32 protein-coding genes and 1 pseudogene are annotated in these 24,186 nt (G+C 59.9%); 26 read left to right on the top strand and 7 right to left on the bottom strand.

Annotated features, from left to right (window positions below):
- Positions 1-55: 55 nt before the first annotated feature.
- Both ACFOJ9_RS31460 and ACFOJ9_RS31455 read right to left on the bottom strand, forming a co-directional pair.
- Complete coding sequence (locus ACFOJ9_RS31460) at positions 56-1,477, bottom strand: coniferyl aldehyde dehydrogenase (protein ID WP_378984920.1); 1,422 nt, start codon at positions 1,475-1,477, stop codon at positions 56-58.
- Positions 1,478-1,586: 109 nt separating this feature from the next.
- Positions 1,587-2,210, bottom strand: a complete 624-nt coding sequence (locus tag ACFOJ9_RS31455) for a TetR/AcrR family transcriptional regulator (RefSeq protein WP_378984918.1) — start codon at positions 2,208-2,210, stop codon at positions 1,587-1,589.
- 85 nt (positions 2,211-2,295) lie between these two features.
- On the opposite strand from ACFOJ9_RS31455, the gene ACFOJ9_RS31450 reads away from it, so the two are divergent.
- Positions 2,296-2,913 (top strand): NAD(P)H-dependent oxidoreductase, encoded by a 618-nt coding sequence (locus tag ACFOJ9_RS31450; RefSeq protein ID WP_378988168.1) that lies wholly within the window; start codon positions 2,296-2,298, stop codon positions 2,911-2,913.
- 3 nt (positions 2,914-2,916) lie between these two features.
- On the opposite strand, the pseudogene ACFOJ9_RS31445 reads toward ACFOJ9_RS31450, so the two are convergent.
- Positions 2,917-3,624, bottom strand: a pseudogene (locus ACFOJ9_RS31445) (IS5 family transposase); the annotation flags it as partial.
- A gap of 227 nt (positions 3,625-3,851) precedes the next feature.
- On the opposite strand from ACFOJ9_RS31445, the gene recQ reads away from it, so the two are divergent.
- Entirely contained in the window at positions 3,852-5,693 is a 1,842-nt protein-coding gene (recQ, locus tag ACFOJ9_RS31440) for a DNA helicase RecQ (RefSeq protein ID WP_378984916.1), read from the top strand.
- A 17-nt stretch (positions 5,694-5,710) separates the two neighbouring features.
- Here recQ and ACFOJ9_RS31435 read toward each other — a convergent pair whose 3' ends face one another.
- Positions 5,711-6,481 carry an SDR family oxidoreductase gene (locus tag ACFOJ9_RS31435; RefSeq protein WP_378984914.1) on the bottom strand — a complete coding sequence of 257 codons (771 nt, stop codon included), beginning with the start codon at positions 6,479-6,481 and terminating at the stop codon, positions 5,711-5,713.
- 143 nt (positions 6,482-6,624) lie between these two features.
- On the opposite strand from ACFOJ9_RS31435, the gene ACFOJ9_RS31430 reads away from it, so the two are divergent.
- On the top strand, positions 6,625-6,828 hold the full coding sequence (locus ACFOJ9_RS31430; protein WP_378984912.1) for a hypothetical protein: 204 nt from the start codon (positions 6,625-6,627) through the stop codon (positions 6,826-6,828).
- Complete coding sequence (locus ACFOJ9_RS31425) at positions 6,791-7,126, top strand: hypothetical protein (RefSeq protein ID WP_378984910.1); 336 nt, start codon at positions 6,791-6,793, stop codon at positions 7,124-7,126. The genes ACFOJ9_RS31430 and ACFOJ9_RS31425 overlap by 38 nt, the downstream gene beginning before the upstream one ends.
- 31 nt (positions 7,127-7,157) lie before the next feature.
- Here ACFOJ9_RS31425 and ACFOJ9_RS31420 read toward each other — a convergent pair whose 3' ends face one another.
- Positions 7,158-7,379, bottom strand: a complete 222-nt coding sequence (locus tag ACFOJ9_RS31420; protein ID WP_378984908.1) for a hypothetical protein — start codon at positions 7,377-7,379, stop codon at positions 7,158-7,160.
- Between the two features lie 354 nt (positions 7,380-7,733).
- On the opposite strand from ACFOJ9_RS31420, the gene ACFOJ9_RS31415 reads away from it, so the two are divergent.
- A complete protein-coding gene (locus ACFOJ9_RS31415) occupies positions 7,734-8,885 on the top strand; it encodes a tyrosine-type recombinase/integrase (RefSeq protein WP_378984906.1) in 1,152 nt (383 codons plus the stop codon).
- Here ACFOJ9_RS31415 and ACFOJ9_RS31410 read toward each other — a convergent pair.
- Positions 8,839-9,426, bottom strand: coding sequence for a hypothetical protein (locus ACFOJ9_RS31410; RefSeq protein ID WP_378984904.1), 588 nt, complete (start codon positions 9,424-9,426; stop codon positions 8,839-8,841). The two genes, ACFOJ9_RS31415 and ACFOJ9_RS31410, sit on opposite strands and share 47 nt — an antisense overlap.
- Positions 9,427-9,550: 124 nt before the next feature.
- Here ACFOJ9_RS31410 and ACFOJ9_RS31405 point away from each other — a divergent pair, with 124 nt between their 5' ends.
- From ACFOJ9_RS31405 to ACFOJ9_RS31395, 3 genes are all read left to right on the top strand, one after another.
- Entirely contained in the window at positions 9,551-9,760 is a 210-nt protein-coding gene (locus tag ACFOJ9_RS31405; protein ID WP_378984902.1) for a helix-turn-helix transcriptional regulator, read from the top strand.
- On the top strand, positions 9,757-10,035 hold the full coding sequence (locus ACFOJ9_RS31400) for a hypothetical protein (RefSeq protein WP_378984900.1): 279 nt from the start codon (positions 9,757-9,759) through the stop codon (positions 10,033-10,035). Before ACFOJ9_RS31405 ends, ACFOJ9_RS31400 begins: the two co-directional genes overlap by 4 nt.
- 125 nt (positions 10,036-10,160) lie before the next feature.
- On the top strand, positions 10,161-10,553 hold the full coding sequence (locus ACFOJ9_RS31395) for a hypothetical protein (RefSeq protein ID WP_378984898.1): 393 nt from the start codon (positions 10,161-10,163) through the stop codon (positions 10,551-10,553).
- 798 nt (positions 10,554-11,351) lie between these two features.
- Here ACFOJ9_RS31395 and ACFOJ9_RS31390 read toward each other — a convergent pair.
- Positions 11,352-11,660 carry a YegP family protein gene (locus ACFOJ9_RS31390; protein ID WP_378984896.1) on the bottom strand — a complete coding sequence of 103 codons (309 nt, stop codon included), beginning with the start codon at positions 11,658-11,660 and terminating at the stop codon, positions 11,352-11,354.
- Between the two features lie 144 nt (positions 11,661-11,804).
- Between ACFOJ9_RS31390 and ACFOJ9_RS31385 the strand changes: the two genes are divergently transcribed.
- From ACFOJ9_RS31385 to ACFOJ9_RS31300, 18 genes are all read left to right on the top strand, one after another.
- Positions 11,805-12,110: an HNH endonuclease gene (locus ACFOJ9_RS31385; RefSeq protein ID WP_378984894.1), complete on the top strand. Its 306-nt coding sequence runs from the start codon at positions 11,805-11,807 to the stop codon at positions 12,108-12,110.
- 104 nt (positions 12,111-12,214) lie between these two features.
- A complete protein-coding gene (locus tag ACFOJ9_RS31380; protein ID WP_378984892.1) occupies positions 12,215-12,601 on the top strand; it encodes a hypothetical protein in 387 nt (128 codons plus the stop codon).
- A 7-nt stretch (positions 12,602-12,608) separates the two neighbouring features.
- On the top strand, positions 12,609-14,462 hold the full coding sequence (locus ACFOJ9_RS31375) for a terminase large subunit (protein ID WP_378984890.1): 1,854 nt from the start codon (positions 12,609-12,611) through the stop codon (positions 14,460-14,462).
- A 12-nt stretch (positions 14,463-14,474) separates the two neighbouring features.
- Complete coding sequence (locus tag ACFOJ9_RS31370) at positions 14,475-15,773, top strand: phage portal protein (protein WP_378984888.1); 1,299 nt, start codon at positions 14,475-14,477, stop codon at positions 15,771-15,773.
- The gene (locus ACFOJ9_RS31365) at positions 15,770-16,408 is read left to right on the top strand and encodes an HK97 family phage prohead protease (protein ID WP_378984886.1); all 639 of its coding nucleotides are present in this window, start codon (positions 15,770-15,772) and stop codon (positions 16,406-16,408) included. Before ACFOJ9_RS31370 ends, ACFOJ9_RS31365 begins: the two co-directional genes overlap by 4 nt.
- Positions 16,409-16,506: 98 nt before the next feature.
- Positions 16,507-17,784, top strand: coding sequence for a phage major capsid protein (locus ACFOJ9_RS31360; protein ID WP_378984884.1), 1,278 nt, complete (start codon positions 16,507-16,509; stop codon positions 17,782-17,784).
- Positions 17,785-17,835: 51 nt separating this feature from the next.
- On the top strand, positions 17,836-18,063 hold the full coding sequence (locus ACFOJ9_RS31355) for a hypothetical protein (RefSeq protein WP_378984882.1): 228 nt from the start codon (positions 17,836-17,838) through the stop codon (positions 18,061-18,063).
- Positions 18,064-18,074: 11 nt separating this feature from the next.
- Complete coding sequence (locus ACFOJ9_RS31350) at positions 18,075-18,290, top strand: hypothetical protein (RefSeq protein WP_378988356.1); 216 nt, start codon at positions 18,075-18,077, stop codon at positions 18,288-18,290.
- Complete coding sequence (locus ACFOJ9_RS31345; RefSeq protein WP_378984880.1) at positions 18,253-18,783, top strand: head-tail connector protein; 531 nt, start codon at positions 18,253-18,255, stop codon at positions 18,781-18,783. The genes ACFOJ9_RS31350 and ACFOJ9_RS31345 overlap by 38 nt, the downstream gene beginning before the upstream one ends.
- 39 nt (positions 18,784-18,822) lie before the next feature.
- Positions 18,823-19,230, top strand: a complete 408-nt coding sequence (locus ACFOJ9_RS31340; protein ID WP_378984878.1) for a hypothetical protein — start codon at positions 18,823-18,825, stop codon at positions 19,228-19,230.
- A 163-nt stretch (positions 19,231-19,393) separates the two neighbouring features.
- Entirely contained in the window at positions 19,394-19,774 is a 381-nt protein-coding gene (locus ACFOJ9_RS31335) for a head-tail adaptor protein (protein ID WP_378984876.1), read from the top strand.
- Positions 19,774-20,202, top strand: a complete 429-nt coding sequence (locus ACFOJ9_RS31330; RefSeq protein WP_378984874.1) for a DUF3168 domain-containing protein — start codon at positions 19,774-19,776, stop codon at positions 20,200-20,202. The genes ACFOJ9_RS31335 and ACFOJ9_RS31330 overlap by 1 nt, the downstream gene beginning before the upstream one ends.
- A 65-nt stretch (positions 20,203-20,267) precedes the next feature.
- Positions 20,268-20,702, top strand: a complete 435-nt coding sequence (locus ACFOJ9_RS31325; protein ID WP_378984872.1) for a phage tail tube protein — start codon at positions 20,268-20,270, stop codon at positions 20,700-20,702.
- 4 nt (positions 20,703-20,706) lie between these two features.
- Complete coding sequence (locus ACFOJ9_RS31320) at positions 20,707-21,045, top strand: hypothetical protein (protein ID WP_378984870.1); 339 nt, start codon at positions 20,707-20,709, stop codon at positions 21,043-21,045.
- On the top strand, positions 21,042-21,257 hold the full coding sequence (locus ACFOJ9_RS31315) for a phage tail assembly chaperone (protein WP_378988165.1): 216 nt from the start codon (positions 21,042-21,044) through the stop codon (positions 21,255-21,257). Before ACFOJ9_RS31320 ends, ACFOJ9_RS31315 begins: the two co-directional genes overlap by 4 nt.
- Positions 21,244-21,645 (top strand): HK97-gp10 family putative phage morphogenesis protein, encoded by a 402-nt coding sequence (locus ACFOJ9_RS31310; RefSeq protein ID WP_378984868.1) that lies wholly within the window; start codon positions 21,244-21,246, stop codon positions 21,643-21,645. Before ACFOJ9_RS31315 ends, ACFOJ9_RS31310 begins: the two co-directional genes overlap by 14 nt.
- Positions 21,635-23,563, top strand: coding sequence for a hypothetical protein (locus tag ACFOJ9_RS31305; protein WP_378984866.1), 1,929 nt, complete (start codon positions 21,635-21,637; stop codon positions 23,561-23,563). The genes ACFOJ9_RS31310 and ACFOJ9_RS31305 overlap by 11 nt, the downstream gene beginning before the upstream one ends.
- On the top strand, positions 23,563-24,171 hold the full coding sequence (locus ACFOJ9_RS31300) for a hypothetical protein (protein WP_378984864.1): 609 nt from the start codon (positions 23,563-23,565) through the stop codon (positions 24,169-24,171). Before ACFOJ9_RS31305 ends, ACFOJ9_RS31300 begins: the two co-directional genes overlap by 1 nt.
- The last annotated feature ends 15 nt before the right edge of the window (positions 24,172-24,186 follow it).

The following is a 24,186-nucleotide window of genomic DNA, read 5'->3' as shown; positions in this document are numbered from 1 at the left end:
TGGTGAACATAGGCTTAACGCGCCGGGTGTTCGCGATGGCAGTGGCCGCGCTTGGTCAGATGATATGCCGGAGCAGGCTGAAAAGCCGCTCGAACGTCTTGCCGTAGGGCGGACGCAACATGGCGCCCGCACTCAGCCGCGATTGCAGGAAAACCGGCTTCTCCTTGCTGAAGGTGCGGAAACCCCATTCGCCGTGATAGGCGCCCATGCCGCTGGCGCCGACGCCGCCGAAGGGCTGGTTTTCCTGCACCAGATGCAGCATGCAGTCGTTGATGGTGACGCCACCGGCGACGGTCTCGTGCAAGATGCGTTGACGGTTGCCGCTGTCGCGGCCGAACCAGTAGAGCGCCAGCGGCCGGTCCGCCCGGTTCACATGGGCGATCGCCTCGTCGATCCCGGCATATTCGACGATCGGCAGCACCGGCCCGAAAATCTCTTCGCGCATCAGCCGCAGGTTCGAGCTGGCATTGCAGACCAGGGTCGGCAGCAGCTTTCGGCTTTTGGCGCCCAGCTCTTCGCCGGCCGGGTTGATTTCGGTGACATCGGCGCCGGCATCGCGCGCCTCGGCTATCATGTCGCGCAGGCGCTGGTGGTGCCGCTCGCTGATGATGGCGGTATAATCGGGGTTGTCGCGCAGGGTCGGGTAGAGCTTCGCGATCGCCGTTGCGAGCTTGGCAGCGACCGTGCCTGCCTGTCCCTTCGGCACCAGCAGATAATCCGGCGCGATGCAGGTCTGCCCGGCATTCAACAGCTTGCCATAGGCAATGCTGGATACCGCCGCATCGAGGTCGCAGGATGGATCGAAGATTGCCGGCGACTTGCCGCCGAGCTCGAGCGTGACCGGGGTCAGGTTAGCGGCCGCCGCGATCGCGACCTGGCGGCCGACCGATGTCGAGCCAGTGAATAGCAGATGATCGAAAGGCATCGATACGAAGGCCTTTCCCATGTCGGCATCGCCAGTGATGACGCTGAGCTCATCCGGTGCGAAATGCTCGGCAACGAGTTTGGCCAGCAGCGCCGAAAACGCCGGCGTCAGTTCGGAAGGTTTTATGAGCACGCGGTTGCCGGCGGCAAGTGCGGCAGTCACCGGCGCGACGGCGAGCTGGAAAGGATAATTCCAGGGCGACACGATGCCGACGACCCCGAGCGGCTGTGGAATGAGGCGATTTCTGCCCGGCAGGAACGGCATGGTGGTGGCAACGCGACGTTCGCGCATCCAGCCCCTGACATGGGACAGCGCGTGGCGGATGCCGGCGCGCACGACAAACAGTTCCGCAAGCCGCGTCTCGTGCGCGGAGCGGCCGCCGAAGTCGGCATCGATGGCGGCACAGATGTCGGCCTCGTGCCGCTCGGTCAGCGCCAGCAGGCGTTTCAGGCGATCCTTGCGGACACTAACGTCCGGAAAAGGCTGCGCCTCGAAGGCGGCGCGCTGCAGCTGGAACCGTTCGCCGAGAACATCCTGTCTGGTCTGCAGCATCGCGCCCTCCCTGGCCTGTCGGGCCGAGCTTACATCGTGGTGCGTGGCGGAATCCAGCGGGGATGCGGGTGTCCTAGGGGAAGCCATGCTTCGCCGAGCCGTCACTCGGTCAACCGGCTTCCGGGGATCGCTGCAAGCTTCTGGCGACGAGCGCCATGATAGTCTCATACAGCTCGTCCCGAGCCTGCCCGGCGCTGATATCTCCCATCGCGGCCGCGTCGGACACGGCATCGGCCGCGCCGAGCATCGCCCAAAGGCTGGCGGTTGCTACCCCGGCCTTTCCCGCGAAGGGGGCCAGCACGCGGCGGCATTTCTCGATGAAGCCCGCGCGATAGTCGCGTTTGACCCTTTCGAGTTCCGGCGAGCCGGCTAGGGCCGCGATCACGCCGGGAATCTCGCGGCCCTGGAGCAGGACGCAATCGACATAGGAGGACGCGATGACGGCTGCCTTGCTTGCCAGCGTCGGCTCGCTGTCCTGCAGGGCGGCGTCCATGAGCGCCGTCTGGCGCGCATCGAAATCCTGATAGAGCACCGTCAGAAGGCCGGCGCGCGTGCCGAAATGATCGTAGACGACCGGCTTGGCGACCTCTGCCTGCTCTGCCAGCCGGCCGAGTGAGAGCGCCTCCGTGCCTTCTTCCCGTACCAGTTGCCATGCGACGCGAAGCAGTTGCTCGTGCCGCCCCTGCCGTGACAGGCGGCGCCTCGTTTTCACTTCCGGAACAGGTTTCGCCACGCTTGACACTCTTATATACAAAAAGTAACTTACTAAAAGTATATAAGCGAGCCCGCTGTTCCGCAAATGATTAAAAGGACCTGCCATGCACGCGCTCATTGTCGTCGCACACCCCAATCCCGGCTCGCTCACGCATGCCCTGGCCAGGCGCGTTGCCGAGGGGATTTCCGAGGCAAACCCGCTCCACACCGTCGAATTCGCCGACCTCGCCGCCGAACAGTTTGATCCGCGCTTCACATCGGGCGATATCGGCGCCCATCTGCGGCAGATGACGGCACCAGACGACGTTGCCGCCGAGCAAGCGCGCCTCGACCGGACCGACGCGCTGGTCCTGGTCTACCCCGTCTACTGGTGGTCGATGCCGGCCTTGCTCAAGGGATGGATCGAACGCGTGTTCGCCAATGGCTGGGCCTATGATGATGCCGACGGGAAGCTGGTCAAGAAGCTTCAACACCTCCCGGTTCATCTCGTCGCCAGCGCCGGGGCCGATCAGCGAACCTATGCGCGACACGGCTATTTCGGCGCCATGAAGACGCAGATCGACCACGGCATCTTCGATTATTGTGGCGCGCGTGTTGTCACCTCGGAGCTGCTGATCCAGCCCGATGCCCCGGATTTGAATGCGCTGCTCGATACAGTTCAGCGCATTGGGCGCAAGGTTTTTGACACGCCGAGAGAGGAGAGCGCCGCCAAGGCGGCATAGTCGGGTAGCCTGGGTGATGCCGCCGTCGACCGCCAGCCCATGGCGGTTCTCCATCAGCGCATGTCCCATATAGCAGAGCTTCGCCGGCCGGCCGTCGCCCTTCTTGTAGAGCCGCGCCTGCGGATCGCTCGTGCTCTGGTGCGTGTCGTTAGAGCGCTTCTCCTTATGAAAGCCGCGCTCGGCGTTGCGGCCAGCACCGTCCGGATCATTGTCGCCGCCATCCTTGCGCCGGAAGCTCTTGATCGAAGCCCAGGCGTCGATCAGCGTCCCATCCACCGAGAAGTGGTCCGAGGACAAAAGCCGCTTCACCTTCGGCTGTGCAAGAACCGCGCGCAGGAACTTCGCCGCGATCTCGCCTTCGAGCAGACGCTCCCTGTTCTTGGTGAAGCTCGAATGGTCCCAGGCCGGATCATCAATGCCAAGACCTACAAACCAGCGGAACAGAAGATCGAACTCCATCCGCTCCATCAACTGGCGCTCAGAGCGGATGCCGTAGAAGGCCTGTAACAGCATCGCACGCAGTAATCGCTCCGGCGCTATCGACGGGCGGCCGAGCCCAGGCGGATAAATCACCGCGAAATCGCCGTCCATCTCCGCTAGCGCCGCGTTGACGATTTCCCGGATCGTGCGAAGCGGATGATCACCCCGAACGCGCTCCTCAAGATCGACATACGAAAACAGCGACCCTGTCCGCTCGTCCAATCCGCGCATCCACGAATCCCCAATCGATCAAGGATCAGTGAATCACGCTCCCAACAACTGCGCTAGCACTTCTTCAACAGCCTGCTAGGACGTCGCCGACAGGATCATTGGGTTTCTGCAAAGGGGCGTTGTGGTTGGATGACGGCTGCGCTACTCCAAAGCGTCATGCAGAGAGTCGTTTTGACCGGTTTCCACATCCTCGCCAGTCCACGAAATTCCAGTCCGGTGTCTGCCTGATGCAGGCCCCGGCTATGAACGTCGCGGCGGAGGATCCCAAGCGGCGCGTCCTGAAGGACGTGTTTGGTTTTGATGATTTTCGCCCCGGTCAGGCCGATGTCATGGATGCGCTGCTGGCCGGGCGTCATGTGCTGGCCGTCATGCCGACGGGTGCGGGTAAATCGCTCTGCTACCAGGTTCCGGCGCTGGTTCTGAGCGGGCTCACCATTGTCGTTTCGCCGCTGGTGGCGCTGATGCAGGATCAAGTCGCCGCCTTGCGCCTTGCCGGCGTGGCGGCCGATACGATCAATTCCTCGATCGACCGCGATGCCAACATCGCCGCATGGCGGCGCGTTGCTTCAGGCCAGACTCGCCTGCTCTATCTCGCGCCGGAGCGGCTGATGACCGAGCGGATGCTCGACGCGCTGGCCAGGCTCGATATCAGCCTGATTGCCGTCGACGAGGCGCATTGCATTTCCCAATGGGGCCCGGCGTTCCGGCGCGAGTATGAGGACCTGTCGCGGCTGCGCGGCATCTTCCCCAACGTGCCGATCATCGCGCTGACGGCGACGGCGGACGAGGGCACGCGCACCGACATCGAAGCGCGGCTGTTTGCCGAGCGCGTCGAGACCCTGGTGCTGGGCTTCGACCGGCCGAACATCAAGCTTGCCATCGAGGCCAAGCAGGACAGCAAACGGCAATTGCTGCGCTTCGTCGAGCGTCATCCCGGCCGCAGCGGCATCGTCTATTGCCTGTCGCGCAAGAAGACGGAGGAGGTGGCGGCCTTCCTCGAGAAGAACGGCGTCACCGCGCTGGCCTATCATGCCGGCATGAGCAAGGAGGCGCGTGACGCCAACCAGAACAGCTTCATGACCCTGTCGGGTGTCGTCATGGTGGCGACCATCGCCTTCGGCATGGGCATCGACAAGCCTGACGTCGCCTATGTCTTCCACACCGACATGCCGGGCAGCCTGGAGGCCTACTACCAGGAGATCGGCCGCGCCGGCCGCGATGGGCGGGACGCCGAGGCGCATATGCTGTTCGGCCTTGGCGATATCCGCATGCGCAGGATGTTCATCGACGACGAGGACGCGCCGGCCGAACACAAGAGGCGTTCGCATGGCCGGCTCGACACGCTGATCGGCTATTGCGAGACGGCGCAGTGCCGTCGCCAGGTGCTGCTCGGCTATTTCGGCGAAGAAGCGCAGCCTTGCGGCAATTGCGACACCTGCCTCGACCAGGCGCCGCGCGCCGATGGCGGGGCGGAGGCGCGGATCATCCTGGCGGCCATCGCGCAGAGCGGCGAGCGTTTCGGGGCCGGCCATGTCATCGACATCCTGCTCGGTCATGAAACCGAGAAGATCCTCGCCAGGAACCACCAAAGGCTCGCCAGCTTCGGCAGCGGACTGGCGCACAAGAAGGACTTTTGGCTGTCGCTGATCCGGCAACTCGTCGCGGGCGGGTTTCTGATGCCGGATCCGGCCGGTCATGGCGGCCTCGCCATCGCCGATAAAGGCCATGCGCTCGGCCGTGCCGAAATGCCGTTCCACTATCGTGTCGAGGTGCGCAGCCGCGCCTTGCGCAAGATGCGAACGGCCGAAGGGTCGGGCATGAACGCCGAGGGTATCGATGCGTCACTGCTGGCCGCGCTCAAATCCTTGCGCCTGCGGCTCGCCAAGGAGCGCCAGGTGCCGGCCTATGTGGTGTTCTCCGATCGCACGCTGATCGACATGGCCGAGCGCCGCCCGCGCGACCTCGACGCCTTCGCCGAGGTGAACGGCGTCGGTGCGGCGAAGCTGAAGGAGTTCGGCCAGGCTTTTCTGAGTGCGATTGCGGTGCATCAGGCGGGTGGAACGGGCTGAAGACCTGTTGTGCGTCGTCACATCTGTACGGACATCCCGCCGTCGACAGTCAAGACATGTCCGTTGACGAAGGAGGCCGCATCGCTGGCGAGGTAAAGTGCGGCACCGGCGATTTCATGCGGCCGCCCCCAGCGCTGCAACGGAACCCGCTGGCGGGCGAAGGCAACCATATCGGGATTTTCCGCCAGTTCGGCATTGGTCTCGGTTGCGAACATTCCTGGCGCAATGGCATTGCTCGTCACCCCGTGCGCGCCATACTCGACGGCCATGCTGCGCATCAAGCCCGTCAGTCCCTGCTTGGCGGCGGGATAAATGGCATCGCCTGGCCGCGCCATCTCACCGACGATCGAGGTCACCGCGATCAGCCGGCCATAGCCCTGCGCTTTCATGATTTCCGCCGCATCGCGTGACAGCGAGATCGCCGACAAGAGATCCGTCTTGATCAGATCGAGGATATCGTCGTCGTCGAAAGCGACCAGCGGCCTCCTGTCGCGGGCGCCGACATTGTTGACGAGGATGTCGAGCCGGCCTCGGGTTTTGCGAATATCGGCGATCGTTGCGCGACCCGCCCCAATGTCGGCGATGTCGAAGACCGCCGCCTGCGCACTGCCGTCATTTCCGGTGATGGCGGCGACAGCGCCGTCGAGTGTTGCGGCGGTGCGTCCGGTCACCACAACATGGGCTCCGGCCTCGGCAAAGGCGCGCGCGATCTCAAAACCGAGGCCGCGTCCGCCGCCGGTGATCAGCGCCACACGTCCTTGCAGGGAAAATCGGTCGAAAATGCTCACAGCAAGCGGCCTCTGCACGCATCGGACGGGAACCGATCCCATGCGGCGATCGGCGGCTTGTTTCCAGCCTACCGTTCAACCGAAGCCGGTCAAATGAACTTAATGCGCGGGCGAATGCGTTTTGCCTGGAAGTACCGGTCTATGTGCTGGTCTGCGACCGCGCGCTGATCGACATGGCCGAGCAGCCCGAAGTCAATGGCATTCGTGTCGCCAAGCTCAAGGAGTTCGGCGCGGTTTTTCCGGGCGCGATCGCGGTGCGGGAATCGGAAGCCTGGCGACGCTATTTTTTGCTGACGATGCCGCTTTTTTATGCACGACTTGGACCGTCTGCCCGGTTACTTCAATGATCCTGTTGCCGACAGGGACATCGCGCTGCGGGACGGCGCGAAGCTGACGCTGTCGGGCCGTGCCGCCTGGGCAATCAACGGCAGCACCGACTGCAAGGTGACAGCGACGTTCCAGAGCCTGCCCGGCGCGACGTTCACCATCGACGGAGCCGAACCGGATACCAACGCCGCCCTCCTCAATGCGAGCGCGACATACACATCCGGCTCCGGCCTGTTTGCTTCGCTCGGCTTCCAGGGCGAGTTCTCGGGCAATGTTCAGAGCTATGCCGGCAAGGCTAAGGTCGGGATCAGCTGGTAGCGAATACGCGCATGGCCGGGGGCAGCGTGATCTACCCGATGTGTGACGAAGTTCCAGCGGTCTTGATCAATTCGTCCTCGTCCCTCACTCCATGTCGGTAAGCGGCAACGATTTCCTCAGCTATGATTTCCGCCTCCAACGAATGGTCGTCTACCAGACGTTGACGACATGCCTCGTCGAACACGCGACTCAATAGAGCCAACTCCTTGGCGCTCAGGATGCCGTATTTTAGTGCTTGGTCGGTAACGGACATTGCCCAGTCCTCCGCAACCTTGGCCGAGGACGGTCAGCCCTGTCCTCAAGGCCCGGGTCCAATGATACCACAATTGGCGTTCGTGCGGAATAATTTGGTCGAGCGAAGCGCACCCCATCCGACACGCGGCAATCCTCGACAGCCCCAGACCCGTCGGGGCGCAGGCATGGGGCACACCTGATTTTCGCCATCCCGCTAGGCGGCTGAGTATTCTAACTTATTGTGGTATTTGGAGAATGGCGGAGAGGGAGCCCGCCTGTTCCCGTAAACTATTGAAATTGCTAGTGCATTAGACTTGCTATTTGCCGCATTTACCCTATTTTCCGTACCACGGTTATGGCAACGGGAATCGATGTGGCGCGCAATAAGCTTTCCGAAACACGGATTCGAAACCTTCCGATTGGCATCCACAGCGATGGCGATGGCCTGTTCTTGCGCGTGCGAAAGGAGGGAAGTCGGCAGTGGTTTTTCATATTCAGGCGCGGCGATAAGCGGAAGGAATTGGGTCTTGGCGGACACGGCCAAGGTACGGCTCCTGTAAGCTTGGTGTTGGCTCGCGAAAAGGCTGAGGCCATCCGTCAGCGACTGGCTCGAGGCGAAGACCTCGTTGGTTCGAAGACATTCTTGGATGTCATGGAAGACGTGATCGCTGTGAAAGAGGCGGGCTTCCGCAATGAGAAGCACAAGGCGCAGTGGCGGATGACGCTCGATACCTACGCCGAGCCACTCCACAAAAAACAGATATCCGAAATCACCCGCGACGATGTGGTCGAAACCCTGAAGCCGATCTGGAGCAAGATACCTGAAACGGCAGATCGGACACGCATGCGCATTGCTGCCGTCATTGACCATGCGAAGGCGCGGGGACTCTATGTTGGCGATAATCCGGCCGATTGGCGAGGTGGGTTGAAGGAGCTATTGCCGGCGCGAGGAAAGCTCACCAGGGGCCACCATGCAGCAGTGGGCTACAAGGACCTGCCCGCTGTTATCGCGCGCTTACGGGCCGCTGCTGGTGTTTCTGCGCGGGCTGTGGAGTTCGCCGCTCTGACTGCTGGACGAAGCGGCGAGGTGCGTGGTGCCGTGTGGGACGAGGTCGATCTCGATGCCGCGCTATGGACCGTGCCTGCAGAGAGAATGAAGGCGGCACGTGATCATGGGGTGCCACTTTCCGAACGCGCGGTTGATATCCTACGCGGGAGAAAGCAAGAGGCCACCGGAGACCTTGTTTTCGAGGGCGGCAAGGAGGGCGCACCGATCAGCGACACCGCAATGGTGAAAGCCCTGCGTGCCGCGGGGGCAGGCGATGCGACGCTGCATGGGCTGCGGAGTTCGTTCCGCGATTGGTGTGGCGACCATACCGAGTACCCGCGCGAAGTGGCCGAAGCGGCGTTGGCCCACGTCATTAAGGACAAGGCCGAAGCGGCATACCGTCGAGGGACCGCGCTGGAGAAACGCAGGGCTATGATGAGCGATTGGGCACAGTTTCTGGAAAGTCCGCAGAGATAGCCTCGCCCACGAATCCCAGCGTGATCTGCGAAAAATGCACGGTCCGTTGCAGGTCTCCAGGCTTGCTAAACATTGGGCCGAACTCGAACGTCGACACCCCCACGGCCCGAACCAGTACGATCTCGGCGCGCGGATCCGGACCATAGAGAATAACCTGAGCAGACATGTGGTTTGGTGCATCTTCGTGTGCGCTGAATTCTTCTCTGGAGGCCGCCACAGATTCGATCATGTTCGCCAACGCCATGCCGAATGTATCGCCTAGCCCGCAGGCGGACACAAATGCGCTTTCCGCCACCCGCCTGGCGGCAAGGCTACGGTAGCCAGTTACCTGCTGAACGGCATCCTTCGGCCCGCCGCCGAGTGCTGTTGCAATGATCAGGTTCGCAGCGTCTTGGTACGTCATCGGCGTGTAGCCGCGACCGCGCTTTGCTCGCGTCCGCAAGCCGGCCTCTGCCAGAAAACGGTCGATCACGGTGACAGACTCGATGGGAACGCCCATCTGCTCTGCCACCACCTGCACAAGTTCCTTTTGACCGGCCATTCTGCACTCCTTCAGAAAAATCATAACGTTTTTCAATAATGTGCGCAATGCGCTATTGCAAATAAAATTTAATGCGCTATATGCATTATAACGGCAATGACGCCGGCTACGAGGGGAGCACCCAATGCAGAACGATAATGACAATCTACCACGACTGATGGCGCCCAAGGACGCAGCCATCGCCACCAGTCTCTCCAGGCCGCTCCTTTCGCTGATGGCGGAGGCTGGCGAGTTTTGCAAACCGGTCAAACTGGGGGCACGTCGAATCGCATACGTCCGCGCGGAGGTCGAAAGTTGGATTGATGCACGCATCGCGATGAGGTCGGCCGCATGAGCGAATATCTCAGACGCATCGAAGCAATGGACGGATTCCGTATTGAGAAGGAATCGCCAATTCTCGATTTACGACCGGGTTCGTCATTCGATAGCCGTGCATCGGATTGGCTCAATGCGGCTCAGCACTTGCTTGACTTCGCAATCGCTGACGAGCGCGATGAAGACGGCAGGGGCGGCGAGGAACTACATTTGGTTTTGACTGCTCGACAGGCCGACCATCTTGCCATGGGGCTCGGCATCATGGCAGCGCACTTTAGGAGGCCCGCAGCATAAATAACACCGCGAGCGATACTACATCCGGTGTCTTTTCCCTGAGCTGACGCCTATATACACGTAGCAAACCCTAGAACTTGAGCCCTGAGCCGCAGCGCACCACTGGTGCGCGCAAGGAGTCCGTTTTGACTAAATTCAAACCGACTTTTGATTTCAAAGCCTGCCGTGTGATTTCTTATGAGTGGTCCGACTTGCCTGATTTCTACTCAAGCGTTCGGTTCCTATGTGCCCCTGTGAGGAAACCCGCAAAGCGGTTTTATTTGGAGTTCGTTGTTCGTGACGACGATCCGGATTCAGTTTCCGAGCGCTACAAGAACTTCGTTCGCTCTGCTCGCGCCACTGGCCTGGACGACATCGGCGGCCGTTATTTCGCAGTGATGAACGGCGGCAACTCGGCCGACGACTTCGGCACGCTGGAATATGCCTCGGCCTGCCTTCAGTGTGACCGCGAGCGGTTCATGGGTGGGGCAATCTATTCCGCGCAATGCGCCATAGAGGAAGCTGCTCATGCAGATTGAGCCTCTGGTACGCTCCATCCGTCCAACCGGGGAAGAACCCTCGCCGAAGGGGTTCCAGAGAATCGCCAACTTCGATTTGGTGTTGGGCCCATTGGTGACCCTGAACAATCTACGCCTAGTCAAGACACCTTCTGGGGGCGTGCATGCTCATGCGCAACAAGGCGTCTGAGCGAGCAGAGACTAAACACGGCGTGCCCACCAACACCTCCGATGCAATCGACAATCTGTCGCTACCGAAGCCGCTATTCACACAGACAGTTCGGCCGAAATAGCTCGTGCGCACGACGCGCACGACGTTTGATATAATGAATCAGGATCAAAAATTGCGGGTGGCGGAGACGCCGCCCGTTTTGCGTTTCGGTGCGCCCAACTCTGTGGTGACCGACCCGTCGCGAGTGATCAGCGGCGGGAAACAATCATTGCCGCATCGCGCGTTTCCCGCTGCGTTGTGGCATTCGCTTAGCCGTTGGAGCGGTGCTGGCGTAGCCGGCAGGACGGTCGGCGCGGTGCAAGGCCGCGGACAATTGCTTATCAGCCGTTAGGTGGCCCGTCCAAAGATACGTCAGCCCATCCCTCATGAAGCACGTGGGTAAGTGTAAGCTTCATCATGAAACCGGTGTCTAATCTCTTCAACGTAACACCGGCTGCGTCAAAAGCACCAGCGAGTTTGGCTGCATCGCCAGATATGCGTCCCCGAACAGCACCGTTGGGTTCCTCATCTAAATTGAAGCTGACCCTTCCCCGCTCTTCACCACCGACAAATAGGAGCCCGGTTCCGGAATGGTTGCGAGGCATAACTCAGTCCTTGCCTATGTAAGAAGGAGCATTCGCAGCACCCTGCAAAAGAGCGATGCCATGTTTAGCATCGTCAAAGTTATTGTAGCCTTCACCGCTATCCGCGATGATCTTGTAATTGGATGCCAGGAAGCGCCAACGCCAAGAGCCGCGATCATCGATATATAATTCGAAGCATGGATAAACGCGGGTCGGCTTCGCAACCATACCCCCGAGTAGGCTCAACCCAAGAGTGGGTTGCTGTGGCAGGCGGCCCAGCCCATTTGCAGGCAAGTCGCTAAGCAAGCCACCGAGTCCAAACAATCCAGACATAGCCGTATCCTCGAATCGCAACATCGCTAAGGTGAACGGTACCATAGCACGGCCGAGGAGTCCATCTCGTGTCTCTATAGGTGGTGTCCGGATAGCGGAACAGAGCGAAAACGAGCCACTACATGTTGTGTTCGAAAGTCGTTGATGCCCTCTATCGCCCGATCAACGAAAGCCACAGAATATCGCCGCCTCTACTCAACTGCACGATGGCGCCAGTTGCGACTGGCCAAGCTTGCACAAGACCCGTTGTGCGAGTGGTGTATCGAGCGAGAGGTGATCGAGCCTGCTACCGAGGTGCACCACGCTGATGGTGGTCACAAAGGCGACGTCACCAAGTTCTGGTTTGGCCCATTCATCAGTACATGCAAGCCGTGCCACGCGAGCCGCGGCCAGCGAGAAGACAACGGGCAGCAGGTGATCACGTTCTCAGCGGACGGCTGGCCGATCTGACGGGCGGGGGGGTGGATCGGAAGCCTCGGCCGTCGACTCCAGTAACCGGTGCCCCCGCTTTCTGTGCGCGTCCACAATTGAGAATATGACCCCAAGGAAGTGCCATGGCGAGGCCAAGAACGCCTCTCGCCAAAGCGGCGGTTGAGGCTAGCGACAAGAAGAACCCGAAACGGTTCAAGCAGCGTAGAGAGCCAAAAGCTGGTGGCCCGCTAGGCACTCCGCCGAAGTGGCTGACCGACACCGATGCGAGCAAGGCGAAATCGGCCTGGCTGCTTTTTCAGCATGAGATTCCTTGGCTGACGCAGTCCCATCGAATGCTTGTCGGCATGGCCGCCAATATTCAGGGTCGGATCATGGCGGGTCAGGACGTCGGTGTTCAGGCAATGAATCTGCTTAGGCAGTGCCTCGGGCAGATGGGCGCGTCGCCAGCCGATGCCAGTAAAATTACGGTGCCAGATGACGAGGGAGAGAAAGACGACCTCCTCGACTGAGGTAGCGTTGGCCCGTGTTAGCCAATATGCCGAAGACGTCCTAGCCGGAGATACGATAGCCGGGCCGCATGTACGGAATGCCTGCAAGCGTCACTTCGCCGATTTAGCTCGTGGACGCGAGCGAGGTCTTTCGTGGGATGATGAAGCGGCCAATCGGGTATTCCGTTTTTTCGAGGAGCGGCTGAAGCTCTCCGAGGGCCAATTCGACGGCAAGCCGTTCCTGCTGCATCCATCTCAAGCGTTCAAACTCGGCTCGATCTTTGGATGGAAAAAGGCGGACGGTACTCGCCGATTCCGAACTGTGTACATCGAGGAAGGCAAAGGGAACGGTAAGTCTCCGTTTGCTGGCGGCGTTGGTCTCTATGGCCTCACCGCGGACAGGGAATCGGGAGCGCAGATTTACGCTGCGGCTGCCAAGAAAGACCAGGCGACAATCCTGTTTCAGGATGCCTGCAAGATGGTCAGGCAAGCGCCGGCACTAAGAGAACGTGTAAAATTCAGCGGCGGCCTAGGCAAAGAATTCAATATTGCCCACCACAAATCCGGTTCGTTTTTCCGGCCGATTTCCAAAGAGGCAGGCAAGACCGGCTCAGGCCCTCGTCCTCACTTCGCGCTCTGCGATGAGGTACATGAGCACCCCGATCGTAGCATTATGGAGATGTTGCAGCGCGGCTTTAAGTTTCGGCAAAACCCGCTTCTGTTGATGATCACCAACAGCGGCAGCGATCGCAATTCCGTCTGTTGGGAAGAGCGCGATCGTGCCGTCAAGGTGCTCGCAGGGACGCAAACCCCCGACGAAGATTTCACATTCGTGGGTGAGGTGTGGGACGGCAGCGATAGCGTTTTCGCTTATGTTTGCTCGCTGGACAAAGACGACGATCCGATGACGGATCCGACTTGCTGGATTAAGGCAAATCCGCTTCTCGGCACGATCCTGACAGAAGAGTACCTTGCCGGCGTCGTTGCCGAGGCGCGAGCCGTACCCGGCAAATTGAACAACGTCCTCCGCTTGCACTTTTGTGTGTGGACCGACGCCGATAAGGCATGGATGGCACGCGCGACGGTCGATGGCGTTATGTCGGATTGGCCATTGCCAGAAGGCGGCCCGCTCTTTCTCGGAATTGATTTATCCGGGACCAAGGACATGACCGTCGTTGCATGTGTGCAGCCCACAGGATTTAGGGAAGTCACGCGCGACGATGGTGTGGCAGTTAGCCTGCCCACATACGACGCTTGGATTGAGGCGTGGACGCCAGGCGATACTCTTGCCGCGCGCGTAATGGCCGATAAGCAGCCGTATGATATTTGGGTACGTGATGGATACTTGAACGCACCTGAAGGACCGCGGATTCGGTTCGACATCGTTGCGGCACGAGTGGCCGAGCTAGACCGCATTTATGAGATCCAGTCGATCGCATACGACAACTATGCCTATGCGGCGTTCCGGGACGAACTGGACGTTTTCGGCGTAGACGCTGAGCAGTTGCCTCACCCGCAGGGTGGTAAGGTAAGGGCACGACCATCCGAAGCGAAGATCAAAGCCGCCAAGGCGGCCGGCGAAAAGCCGCCACTCGGCTTGTGGATGCCTGGATCCGTGACCGAGGTGGAAAACCTCATCATCGACGGACGGATTAGACTGAGGAAGAGCCCTGTTTTGATGTCGGCTCTTATGGGCGCGACCTTCAATCATCCACCTGACCCGCACGGCAACCGATGGTTCGTTAAGACGCGCGCATCGGTCCGTATAGATTCTGCAGTAGCCATCGCGATGGCTTGCGGCGCCGCCGCTGACAAGCCGGCGATCAAGCCGCCGACCTCACCGTGGGACGACCCTGATTTTTCGTTGGCCGCAGCGGCCTGAATTGGCGGAACAATGAACATTTTAGGTCTCGATATCCGCCGCAAATCGACAAGAACTGCCACCAACGCGCTGGAATCGCGGGCAACCATCGAAAACCCTACAATCCCGCTGAGTGCCGAGAATTTCTTGGCCTTCTTCGGCGTCCAGTCGGCTAATTTGCCGGCTGTCACGATTGATCGGGCGTTAGCGGTGCCTGCTGTGTGGGCCGCCGTAGCGTTTCTCTCAAGGACCCTCGCGGCACTCCCGCGGCACGCGTATCGAGACACCAAGGACGGCGCCAAGCGCGTCGGCGGTCGGCTGGAAACGGTTGTCAATGCCGCTCCCAATGACGGCATTGGCTCGTTTGCGTTCTGGCAATGGTTCTGGCAGCAGGTTTTCACCGGCGGTCGCGGCCTGGCCTACATTGAGCGGACGCCTGGGGGCATTGACTCGCTGTGGCCAATGGATCCCGCAAAAACGACGATCAAGCGGGTTGGGCTAAAAGTCAGTTACGAATACGGCGGCAAGGCTTACGACGCAGCAGATGTGATCGATGTGCCTTTCATGCGACGTAGCTGCGGTCTCAGACACTATGGCCCGATCGCGCAGGCATCTAAAGCAATCCAGCTTGCGATTGCTATGAACGACTACGGCAGCAACTTCTTCGCAGGTGGTGGTGTCCCCCCCCTGGCGCTAGAAGGGCCGCTGCCGGCTGGCGCCGATGCGATGAAGCGTGCGCAAGCCGACATCAAGAGGTCGGTCGACGCCGCCAAGAATGCCAACGAACCGGTGTTTCCCATTCCGGCGGGCTACAAACTTACGCCGGTCGGCATCGACCCCGCCAAGGGGCAGATGGTTGAAGCACGGCGATTCCAAGTGGAAGAGATCGCACGCACATATCAATTGCCAACGGTGTTTCTTCAGGATCTCACCCACGGCACAATGGCGAACACCGAGCAGCAGAATCTGATGCTCGTGCAGCATCTCATTGGTCAATGGGCTAAGGCGCTTGAAGACGAGATCAATCTGAAATTCTTCGGCCGCTCGTCAGGCAACCGGTACGTGTCGCATGTGCTGGACGGGCTGCTCCGTGGCGACTTCGCATCTCGCATGGAAGGCTTGGCGAAGGCCGTCCAAAACGCGTTGATGACACCCAACGAGGCTCGCGCTCTCGAAAACCGGCCGGCTATGCCCCACGGCGATGAGTTGTTCTTGCAGGGTGCCACGGCGCCGTTGGGAACCGCAACCTACGGCCAGCAAAACAAGGTCGGTGCTGCGCCGGCCAACGACAACGCTCAATCCGACGACAAAGATGAGGCCGAGGCGGCATGACTGAGATTGAGAAACGTGGCGGCTCGCTCGGCGTAGAGACGCGTGCCGTTGACGGCAAGCGCACTCTGGTTGGGTATGCCATTGTCTACAACAGCCCCACCATCATAGGTGACCCGGAATGGGGATTTGAGGAGACGATGGCACCCGGTTTTGCCGATGAGGCAATACGCGGCGATGTCATGGCACTCCATTCCCATGATTTTGGTCGCGTGGTCGGTCGCACCAAGAGCGGCACCTTGCGCCTTACGAGTGACGCCAAAGGGGTATTGGCAGAGATCGATGTGCCGGACACTTCAAACGGCAACGATCTATGGGAGCTTGTTGAGCGTGGAGACATTTCTGGCATGTCGTTTTCCTTCAGGGCCACAAAGCAGGAGTGGGACGACACAGTGACGCCACCGCGGCGAAGAGTACTTAAGGCCGAGGTTTATGAAGTCTCGGCCGTGGCCTTTCCGGCCTATGCAGACACGACACTGGCGAAGCGCAGCCTAGAAGCGGCCAGAGCCGAAGTAGAGCAGGCCAAGAAGGACGCCGAAAAGCGCGCCGCCGACGCGGCTGCCGCCAAGAGGCGAGTATCCGAGCGGGAAGCCGTTCAGGAAATGAGAATTCGGGGCATCCAGCAGGGCGCCACGTAGCTACCCGGCAAAACCGGAGGGCGGACGACACGTCCTGCCATTCAACCCAGACAGGCTCGCTTCGGCGGGCCTTTTTTATTGCCCGAAAGGCTGACAAAATGACTCTCAAGGAATTGAACGAAAAGCGCGGCTCTCTCGTCGCGCAGGCGCGCGAAGCGCTCGACGCTATCAAGAAGAATACCGACGAAGCCCGCGCCGCTGAACTCGACGCTCGTCACGATGCGATTATGTCCGACTTCGATAAGATCGAAGCGACGATCGCCCGCGAAGAGCGCATGGCCTCTGCTGAGGCTCGCCTGAATGCACGCGCGGATGAAGAGCGCCGCAATCGTCGTCCGAACGGCTCTGACGCAGAACAGCGCGGCCAGGACGAGGGCGAGGCGCTCGAGTACCGCCATGTCTTCCACAAGTTCATTGCATCCGGCGGTGATCTCTCTGAGTTGAACGGCGAGGAACGCTCAGTTCTTCGTGCGGGTGTCGTGTCGAAGGACGTGGAAAAGCGCATCCAGACTGCCGGTACAACGACTGCTGGTGGCTACACGGTCCCCGTGGAACTGGCCAACGTCATCATCGAATCGATGAAGGCATGGGGTCCGATGTATGACGAGGACATCTGTACCGTCATGAGCACGGCCTCGGGCAACCAGATCAACCTGCCGACCGTTGACGACACCGCCGTTCCCGCCGTGAAGCACACGGAAGGCACGCCGCTTACGGATGACGGCGGCTCCGATGCCACCTTCGGCCAGAAGCGCCTTGACGCTTATCTGTATGACACCGAATTCGTTCGGTTCTCGTACGAACTGGCGCAGGATTCGATCTTCAATATGGAGTCTCTGCTCGGCGGTCTGCTGGGCAAACGCCTCGGGCGCATCGCGAACAACGAACTGACTGTCGGCGACGGCAGCGGCGATCCGAACGGTATCGTGACCGCATCCAGCCTCGGTAAGACCGCAGCGGCAGTTGCCGCAGTGACCTATGACGAGATCATAGATCTGGTCCACTCGGTGGACCCGGCCTATCGCCAGTCCCCGAAAGTGCGGTTCATGTTCAATGATCTGACACTTGGCGCCCTTCGGAAATTGAAAGATGGGGAGGGCCGATATATTTGGACGATGGGGGACGTGACGACTGGCGTTCCAGGCAACATCCTCGGCTATCGCTACTCGATCAACCAGGCCATGGCGAACCTCGCCACCGGCAACAAGACCATGATCTTCGGTGACTTCGGCGCCTACTTTGTCCGCAAGGTCGGTTCGCCGGTTATCGGCGTACTTCGCGAACGCTTTTGGCCTGATCTTGGCATCGCAGGGCTCATTCGCTTCGATGGTGAGCTTGGCGATCAGGCAGCCGTGAAGCACCTCATCCAGGCTTGATTGGACTAGGGCGGTCGCAAATGGCCGCCCCTCCCACGGAAAGAAAACAAGATGTCCGATTTTAGCGCAAAAGTTCACAATGCCCTTGGCGGCGACACTCTCGTCGTTGAATCCGGCGGCGCAATTCAGATCAAAACGGGCGGCAAGATAGTCCCAAACAGTGGCACGCAGGCCGCAGCCATTGCCAACATTACTCCGGCGACTGACGGTACGGCGGCAGGAACGGCGCTTAACTTGGTGCTCGCAGCCCTCCGCGGCGCCGGAATTCTCGCGCCATAATGCTAGTCCGCATGCTCGTCGACTTGTCCGGTACGGCCTATTCGTTGGGGCCTGGTGACGAGCGCGACTTCCCGCAGGATGAGGCGTTGCGCCTTATCGCTGCGGAGTTTGCAATCCCTGTGGCAGAACAAAAGATTGAGCGCGCAATTGCCGTGCCGATTGCTGAGAGGCGCGGGAGGCGCGGCAAGAATGTGGTTTCCACCTACGGTGACGGTAGCTCCAACTAGTGAGCCGGTCACGCTTGCAGAGGCAAGGCGGCAAGTTAAAGTCGATTTCACTGACGACGATACGTACCTTACGGACCTGATAGCCGTGGCGCGCAATCACGTTGAAAAATACTGCGGCCAGGTACTTGCAGGGCAGACCGTAGAGGTCGAGACGGACTCGTGGTGCGACATGCGCCATTTGTCGGTTGGGCTCGTGCAGTCCATAACGTCGATCGCTTACACGGACACCACAGGCGCACCGCAAACGCTGCCTGATACGGTTTACGAACTGCGCGGCGATGCGATCGTATTGAAGTACAGGCAGTCTTGGCCGAGCGTGCAACCGCGGTCGCTTATTACTGTCTCCGCAGTCGTCGGCCCTTCGAGCATTGAGCCTTCCGTCAAGCACGCAATGCTTGTTCGAATTGCAGACCTCTATGAGAGCCGCGAGAACCAAGACGAGTCCGGATGGACCACGTTCGACTCGCTGTTGAGCAATCACCGATATTACTGACAGCGGCCTAGGCCGCCAAAACAATCTTAGGAGGTCACCTTGACCGCACTTTCGATCACCGCAGCCAACGTGTTGGCTGGCGCGAACTCCACGCGCGATAATGGCACGGCGGGCGCTGCGGTAACTGCCGGCCAGCCAGTGTATAAGGCGGCTGACAACACCTACAAACTGGCTGACACCAACGATGCCTCCGCACTCGTGCGAAAGCCGAAAGGCATTGCCCTGCATGCAGCCGCAACCGGGCAGCCTCTTGCCGTACACCAGAAAGGCCCAATCACGATCGGCGCTGCGGTGACTCCAGGCGTCGCGTATTACCTCGGTGGGACGCCTGGAACGATCGTACCTGTTGGTGATCTTACGACCGGAGACCATCCGGCGCTTATCGGCATGGCAACCAGCGCTACCGAAATTTATGTCGACATCCAGACACCCGACGCCGCGCTCTAATGTGGGTGCGCTTTAGCGAGCCATGGGACTGGCGCTTGCCGTCGTCCACCGTGGCGTACAACGCGGCCGACTACAACGTGCCAGCGGCATGCGCCGAACTGGCCATTGCCGCTGGCGTTGCCGTTAGGTTGCGGAAAGCAACTAAAGACGAGGAGCCGACCGAATGGCCGTACGATCTGGTGCAGGCTCCCTCAACGCCAGAGTGACGTTTCAACGGCGCGGGACTACTTTGGATACATACCAAAATCCCGTCCTCGGCCCATTCGAGGACGTATTCACCATTTCCGCTCGTCTCCAGCCTAAGTTCGGCGGCGACGTTGAAGCCGTCACGGCGGCCCGTCTGGCAGCCCTACAGCCCTACAACCTTATTGTGCGTAGTTGCTCCGACACCCGCGACGTAACGCCTGCGTGGCGCGTCTACGATGCCCGCAAGGGGATGGTGGATGGGGTGCCTGTTCGGCTGTTCAATATCAAAACCAGCGTCAATCCGGATGAGCGCTCGCAGTATGTCGAGATGTTGGTGGTTGAGGGGGAAAGCTCCTAATGGCGGCACCTGCACACGAGCTTGTTGGCGTTGCGACCGCACGCTTGCGAGGCTATACGCCACTAACCGCATTTGTGGCGTATAGCCGTATATTCTACCGGCCACCAGCATCGCTCTCGCCGCCATACATCACGGTTGACGACGTCTCGACGCAGCGAGGTGGCATGGCTTGCGTAGATAGCCACACAGCCAATATGACGATCCATGTTTGGACCGACGACAGCAACCCGCTACCGGATGGCGCAGGCACTCTGCAAGATGCCCGCGCGATTGCGTGGGAAGTTGTGAACGCATTGCATCATTACCCGCTTGCACTGCCAAATAATCGCCTTGTCACATTGGCGCACACGGGCGAGCGAGTCTTCTACGACGCGGACGGCACGACCGGCCACGGCGTTGTCGACTTCGAGGCGATAATCGAAGCCTAGCCAACCCCGCCAACACACTTAAACTCACTGCCCGCCATGTGCGGGCTTTTTTTATGGAGCCTCACATGGCAGTTACACCAGGCCAGCAGACTGGCCGTCTTTTGCTCATCCAGATCGGCGACGGCGGCGGTCCGGAAGTTTTTACTAACCTCTGCGGCATCCAGACCCGCAGTTTCAATATGTCGGCGAATGACGTCGACACCACGATTCCTGATTGCCTCAATCCCGGCAACACGCCACAGAAGACTGGCGTTCCGGGCATCAAGAACCGCACGTTTACCGGATCCGGTAAGTTCGTTGCAGGTTCTGATCAGACCTCCTTCATGGCCTATGTGACTAACGCGACGGTTTTCAACGCGAAGGTAATTGTTCCCGGCTTGGGCACATTCACTGGCGCCTGGTACGTGACTGACTTCACGCTGAATGGCGAGCAGGAGGGCACGATGGGCTTCGACGCCACCTTCATGGCTGGCGGCGCCCTTACGTTTGTGGCGGAGTAATTAGATGGCATTGGAGGTCAACGGCGCACGAGGGGAAGTCGCACTTAAGGTGGGCGGCGTTGACCTCGTTATTGCGGCAACCATGGCTGGACTTGCCGCGGTGAGCACGCGGCTAGAGTGCAAGTCCCTTGCGGATTTGTTCGTGCGGCTGTCTGGCGTGGAGCCTGCGGCAACAATGGCGGCAATCGAACTGCTTACCGTGCGCGGCGATAAGTTCGCGGCGGTGGCGGCTCTGAAGTTGAAAGACTTCAGTGCTTGCTCGGAAGCGTTCGCGCTCGCGCTGGGCCATCACTTCGACGGTGAGCCAAAAAACGACGAGGCCGCTCCGGCAGCGGCGGAATAGAAAAGCCGTTTCCGTGGCGCGATTGGATGAAGGGCGCGTTTGGTGTCCTTCATTGGACGCCGGAAGTGTTCTGGAAATCGACCGTCACTGAGTACACGCTCGCCATTGAAGGCTTCAACGAAGCTAACAGCAGCAAGAAAGACGAAGGCCCGAGCGACGATGAAATGTCGGCACTGCTGGAGCGGTATGGGGGCGGCATTGGCAATCAATAACGGCCTCGCCGATCTGCAACGTCGCCTGGCAGCCATTCCCAAGGCCATTAAGGCTGGCGTGCAGCCAGCGCTAGACCAAGGCGCTAACGAGCTTGTCACCGCGCAGCGCGCCGTGGCTCCGCGCGATAGCGGCAAGCTAAAAGCTAGCATTAAGTGGTCAGTCACAGGTGATCTTTCCCGCCAGGTAACCGCAGGCGGCGAGACAACAACGAGACCTGCGCGTTCTGGGCAAGGCGAGTACGACTACGCACTAGGCGCGGAGTTTGGCACCAGGCAGTCTCCTGCGCAGCCATACTTCTGGCCTGGCTACAGGCTCGTCCGGAAAAGAATTCGATCGCGCATCAAGCGCGCCATCTCAAAGTCTGTAAAGGCCAGCTATGGCAAGTGATGATCCGCGCTTAGTCGTAAACCTCGAAGCGAGGATTAACGACTTCGAACGTCAGATGGCGAAGGCCAATAAGATCGCAGCCAGGGATATGGCGGCGATCGAAGGCCGCGCGTCGCAAATGACGTCGCGCCTGAACGCTTCCTTCAGTGGAATTGGTAGTAACGCCCTAACCTTCTTCAAGGGACTTGGTGCCGGTGCACTGGCTGCGATGGGACCAATTGCGCTATTCCAGCAGGCTCTGGGGGCCATCGACAACGCATCTCACCTAGTCGATACCGCCGACCGTATTGGGCTTACCACTACGGCACTGCAGGAACTTGGCTTCGGCTTTTCGCAGGCCGGCGTAGAAGCATCTGAATTTGAATCCGCAATGGAAAAATTCAGTAAGAATATCGGCGAAGCCGCGGTTAGTGGGAACTATCTCGGCAAGATACTGAAGGCCAATGGGATCGCGGTACGCGACCAAAACGGCCATATCAAAACGTCCGAACAACTTTTAGCCGACTACGCCGATCTGGTTAAAAACGCGACGTCCGAACAAGAAAAAATGCTGCTTGTTACCACGGCATTTGGCCGCGGTGGCGCAGACATGCTTGTTGGCCTCAATGACGGCGCGCAAGGCATCCTGAACATGAAGAAGGCCGCCGCTGATGCGGGCGGTGTTATCGATGAGCAACTGCTCCGCCGTGCGGAGGATATGGGCGACCGCTGGGATGCGGCATGGCGCCGTTTTGCGGTTAGTTCGCAGTCGGCGATCCTTACTGTGCTTGAGGGCATGGATGCCCTATCCGCACAGCTGAACAAGTTCCTTGTTCAGCGGCAAGCCGTTGAGATGGGCGACCTTGCCGGCTCGCTTGTTGGCAAACCTGGCGACGTTCTGACTGGCCCCGGCAAAGGGGGGAGGAACCTGGACCCCATCGATGCGCGCATTGCTGGCGCATTCGGTGGCCAAATCACCAAGGCAGATGACGCGTTGGTTGCGCAGCTTAAGGCGCGATACGGCGAGGCCGCGCATAAGGCAACAGTGGTGCCATCCAGTGGCAGCGCACCCAAGTCGCGCGGACCCAGAAAGACAACCGACGACCGCTTCGCCGAAGACCTTCAAGGCATCAAGGACCGCACAGCAGCCCTGAACGAAGAGTTCAACAGCCTCGGCCTAACCTTCGAAGCCCAAACCAAACGCAAAGTCAGCCTAGACCTCGAGCAAGAGGCGCTAAAGCAGGTCCGCGAGGAGGCCCGCAAAAAAGGCGACCAGGACTGGCAGAACGCGCAGCTTTCGCCGGCACAGGTTGCCGCGATCGACCAAGTATCGGACGCCTACGCCAAACAGGCGGACGAGCTCCGCAAGGCGCAGGACATGCAGGATCTTCAGCGCGACGTGCTGAAGGGTGTTTTTGATGACCTGCGGTCTGCCTTGGATGACGGCAAGTTGGACTGGCAGGACTTCGGGAAAATTGCCGAAGACGTACTCGACAAGATCATCGACAAGATCGAAAACGATTTGGTCGACTCCATTCTGCAAGCCGGTTCGGCGGGTGGCGGTGGCGGTGGGTTCCTTGGCAGCATTCTTGGTGCTCTGACTGGTGGCGGCGGCAGTGATCCTGGCATCATTTCCGCGCTTGGCTTGCGCGCCAACGGCGGGCCGGTCACGGCCGGCAAGCCCTACATTGTAGGCGAGAAACGCCCGGAATTGTTCGTGCCCAACTCGAGTGGGACAATCGTGCCGCGTGTGCCGTCGTTCGATGCTGGCGTCGGTGGCGGGCAGACAAACGTTACGTTCGCGCCGACCATCAACATGCCAAACGCCCAACAGGGCGCGGGCGAGGAAGTCACCAAGGCGCTCAAGAAGTTCGAGAAGGAATTCACACCGCGCGTGCTGAAATCTCTTCGCGACGCCAAAACAACGGGCATGATTTGATGGCTATCAGTCTTCCGGCAGTGCCCTTTCTGATTAGCTACCCGCAACTGGTGGAATCGGTGTCCGTGTCACGCAGCGGCACGCGGGCAATGTCCTTTGTCGAGTACGCAGACGCCTACTGGACCGTTCAAATGAAGACTGTGCCGCTTACGGCGGCGCAGCGCCTTCTTGTGGAGGCATTCAAGGACGCATCACGCGGCGGGCTTGTGACGGTCACCTACACGCCCAAGCACATGTGCATACCGCGTGCATATTGGGGTGACGCAGCCAACACCAAACTGACGAATACCGGCAATTTGGTTTCCATCACCGGTAACTCGCTGGTGATCAACGGCGTTGACAATGGTCTTACGCTTGCTGCTGGCGACCTAATCAGCCTGACGACGGGCAGCTATAACTCGTTGTTCCGGGTCCAGACCGGCGCCGTTGCTTCCGGCAACGCCTTGACAATCACAGTCGAGCCGACAGTGCCTTCGTACATCACGACAAGCGCCGTTGTGACGTTCAAGAATCCTGTCGCCAACATGCGCGTTATGCCTGGTTCGTTTTCGATCCCGGATGACTTCCTGCCGTCCGCGACATTTACGCTGGTTGAGATTCCGAAGTAGGCCACAAGCCACAAG

Origin of the sequence: Mesorhizobium cantuariense (assembly GCF_042647205.1) — a bacterium.
GTDB classification, from domain to species: Bacteria; Pseudomonadota; Alphaproteobacteria; order Rhizobiales; family Rhizobiaceae; genus Mesorhizobium; species Mesorhizobium cantuariense.
This window is presented reverse-complemented; position numbering and strand designations above follow the sequence as displayed.

Excerpts from the sequence above, each read along its gene's own strand:
- ACFOJ9_RS31460 (WP_378984920.1), bottom strand. The coding sequence starts at position 1,477 with ATGCTGCAGACCAGACAGGATGTTCTCGGCGAACGGTTCCAGCTGCAG.
- ACFOJ9_RS31300 (WP_378984864.1), top strand. The coding sequence starts at position 23,563 with ATGGCTATCAGTCTTCCGGCAGTGCCCTTTCTGATTAGCTACCCGCAA.
- ACFOJ9_RS31350 (WP_378988356.1), top strand. The coding sequence starts at position 18,075 with ATGCTCGTCGACTTGTCCGGTACGGCCTATTCGTTGGGGCCTGGTGAC.
- ACFOJ9_RS31410 (WP_378984904.1), bottom strand. The coding sequence starts at position 9,426 with ATGGCCGGTCAAAAGGAACTTGTGCAGGTGGTGGCAGAGCAGATGGGC.
- ACFOJ9_RS31335 (WP_378984876.1), top strand. The coding sequence starts at position 19,394 with ATGGCCGTACGATCTGGTGCAGGCTCCCTCAACGCCAGAGTGACGTTT.
- ACFOJ9_RS31400 (WP_378984900.1), top strand. The coding sequence starts at position 9,757 with ATGAGCGAATATCTCAGACGCATCGAAGCAATGGACGGATTCCGTATT.
- ACFOJ9_RS31405 (WP_378984902.1), top strand. The coding sequence starts at position 9,551 with ATGCAGAACGATAATGACAATCTACCACGACTGATGGCGCCCAAGGAC.
- ACFOJ9_RS31390 (WP_378984896.1), bottom strand. The coding sequence starts at position 11,660 with ATGTCTGGATTGTTTGGACTCGGTGGCTTGCTTAGCGACTTGCCTGCA.
- ACFOJ9_RS31425 (WP_378984910.1), top strand. The coding sequence starts at position 6,791 with ATGCACGACTTGGACCGTCTGCCCGGTTACTTCAATGATCCTGTTGCC.
- ACFOJ9_RS31380 (WP_378984892.1), top strand. The coding sequence starts at position 12,215 with ATGGCGAGGCCAAGAACGCCTCTCGCCAAAGCGGCGGTTGAGGCTAGC.
- ACFOJ9_RS31450 (WP_378988168.1), top strand. The coding sequence starts at position 2,296 with ATGCACGCGCTCATTGTCGTCGCACACCCCAATCCCGGCTCGCTCACG.
- ACFOJ9_RS31360 (WP_378984884.1), top strand. The coding sequence starts at position 16,507 with ATGACTCTCAAGGAATTGAACGAAAAGCGCGGCTCTCTCGTCGCGCAG.
- ACFOJ9_RS31370 (WP_378984888.1), top strand. The coding sequence starts at position 14,475 with ATGAACATTTTAGGTCTCGATATCCGCCGCAAATCGACAAGAACTGCC.
- ACFOJ9_RS31325 (WP_378984872.1), top strand. The coding sequence starts at position 20,268 with ATGGCAGTTACACCAGGCCAGCAGACTGGCCGTCTTTTGCTCATCCAG.
- ACFOJ9_RS31345 (WP_378984880.1), top strand. The coding sequence starts at position 18,253 with ATGTGGTTTCCACCTACGGTGACGGTAGCTCCAACTAGTGAGCCGGTC.
- ACFOJ9_RS31365 (WP_378984886.1), top strand. The coding sequence starts at position 15,770 with ATGACTGAGATTGAGAAACGTGGCGGCTCGCTCGGCGTAGAGACGCGT.
- ACFOJ9_RS31330 (WP_378984874.1), top strand. The coding sequence starts at position 19,774 with ATGGCGGCACCTGCACACGAGCTTGTTGGCGTTGCGACCGCACGCTTG.
- ACFOJ9_RS31385 (WP_378984894.1), top strand. The coding sequence starts at position 11,805 with ATGCCCTCTATCGCCCGATCAACGAAAGCCACAGAATATCGCCGCCTC.
- ACFOJ9_RS31420 (WP_378984908.1), bottom strand. The coding sequence starts at position 7,379 with ATGTCCGTTACCGACCAAGCACTAAAATACGGCATCCTGAGCGCCAAG.
- ACFOJ9_RS31320 (WP_378984870.1), top strand. The coding sequence starts at position 20,707 with ATGGCATTGGAGGTCAACGGCGCACGAGGGGAAGTCGCACTTAAGGTG.
- ACFOJ9_RS31305 (WP_378984866.1), top strand. The coding sequence starts at position 21,635 with ATGGCAAGTGATGATCCGCGCTTAGTCGTAAACCTCGAAGCGAGGATT.
- recQ (WP_378984916.1), top strand. The coding sequence starts at position 3,852 with ATGCAGGCCCCGGCTATGAACGTCGCGGCGGAGGATCCCAAGCGGCGC.
- ACFOJ9_RS31355 (WP_378984882.1), top strand. The coding sequence starts at position 17,836 with ATGTCCGATTTTAGCGCAAAAGTTCACAATGCCCTTGGCGGCGACACT.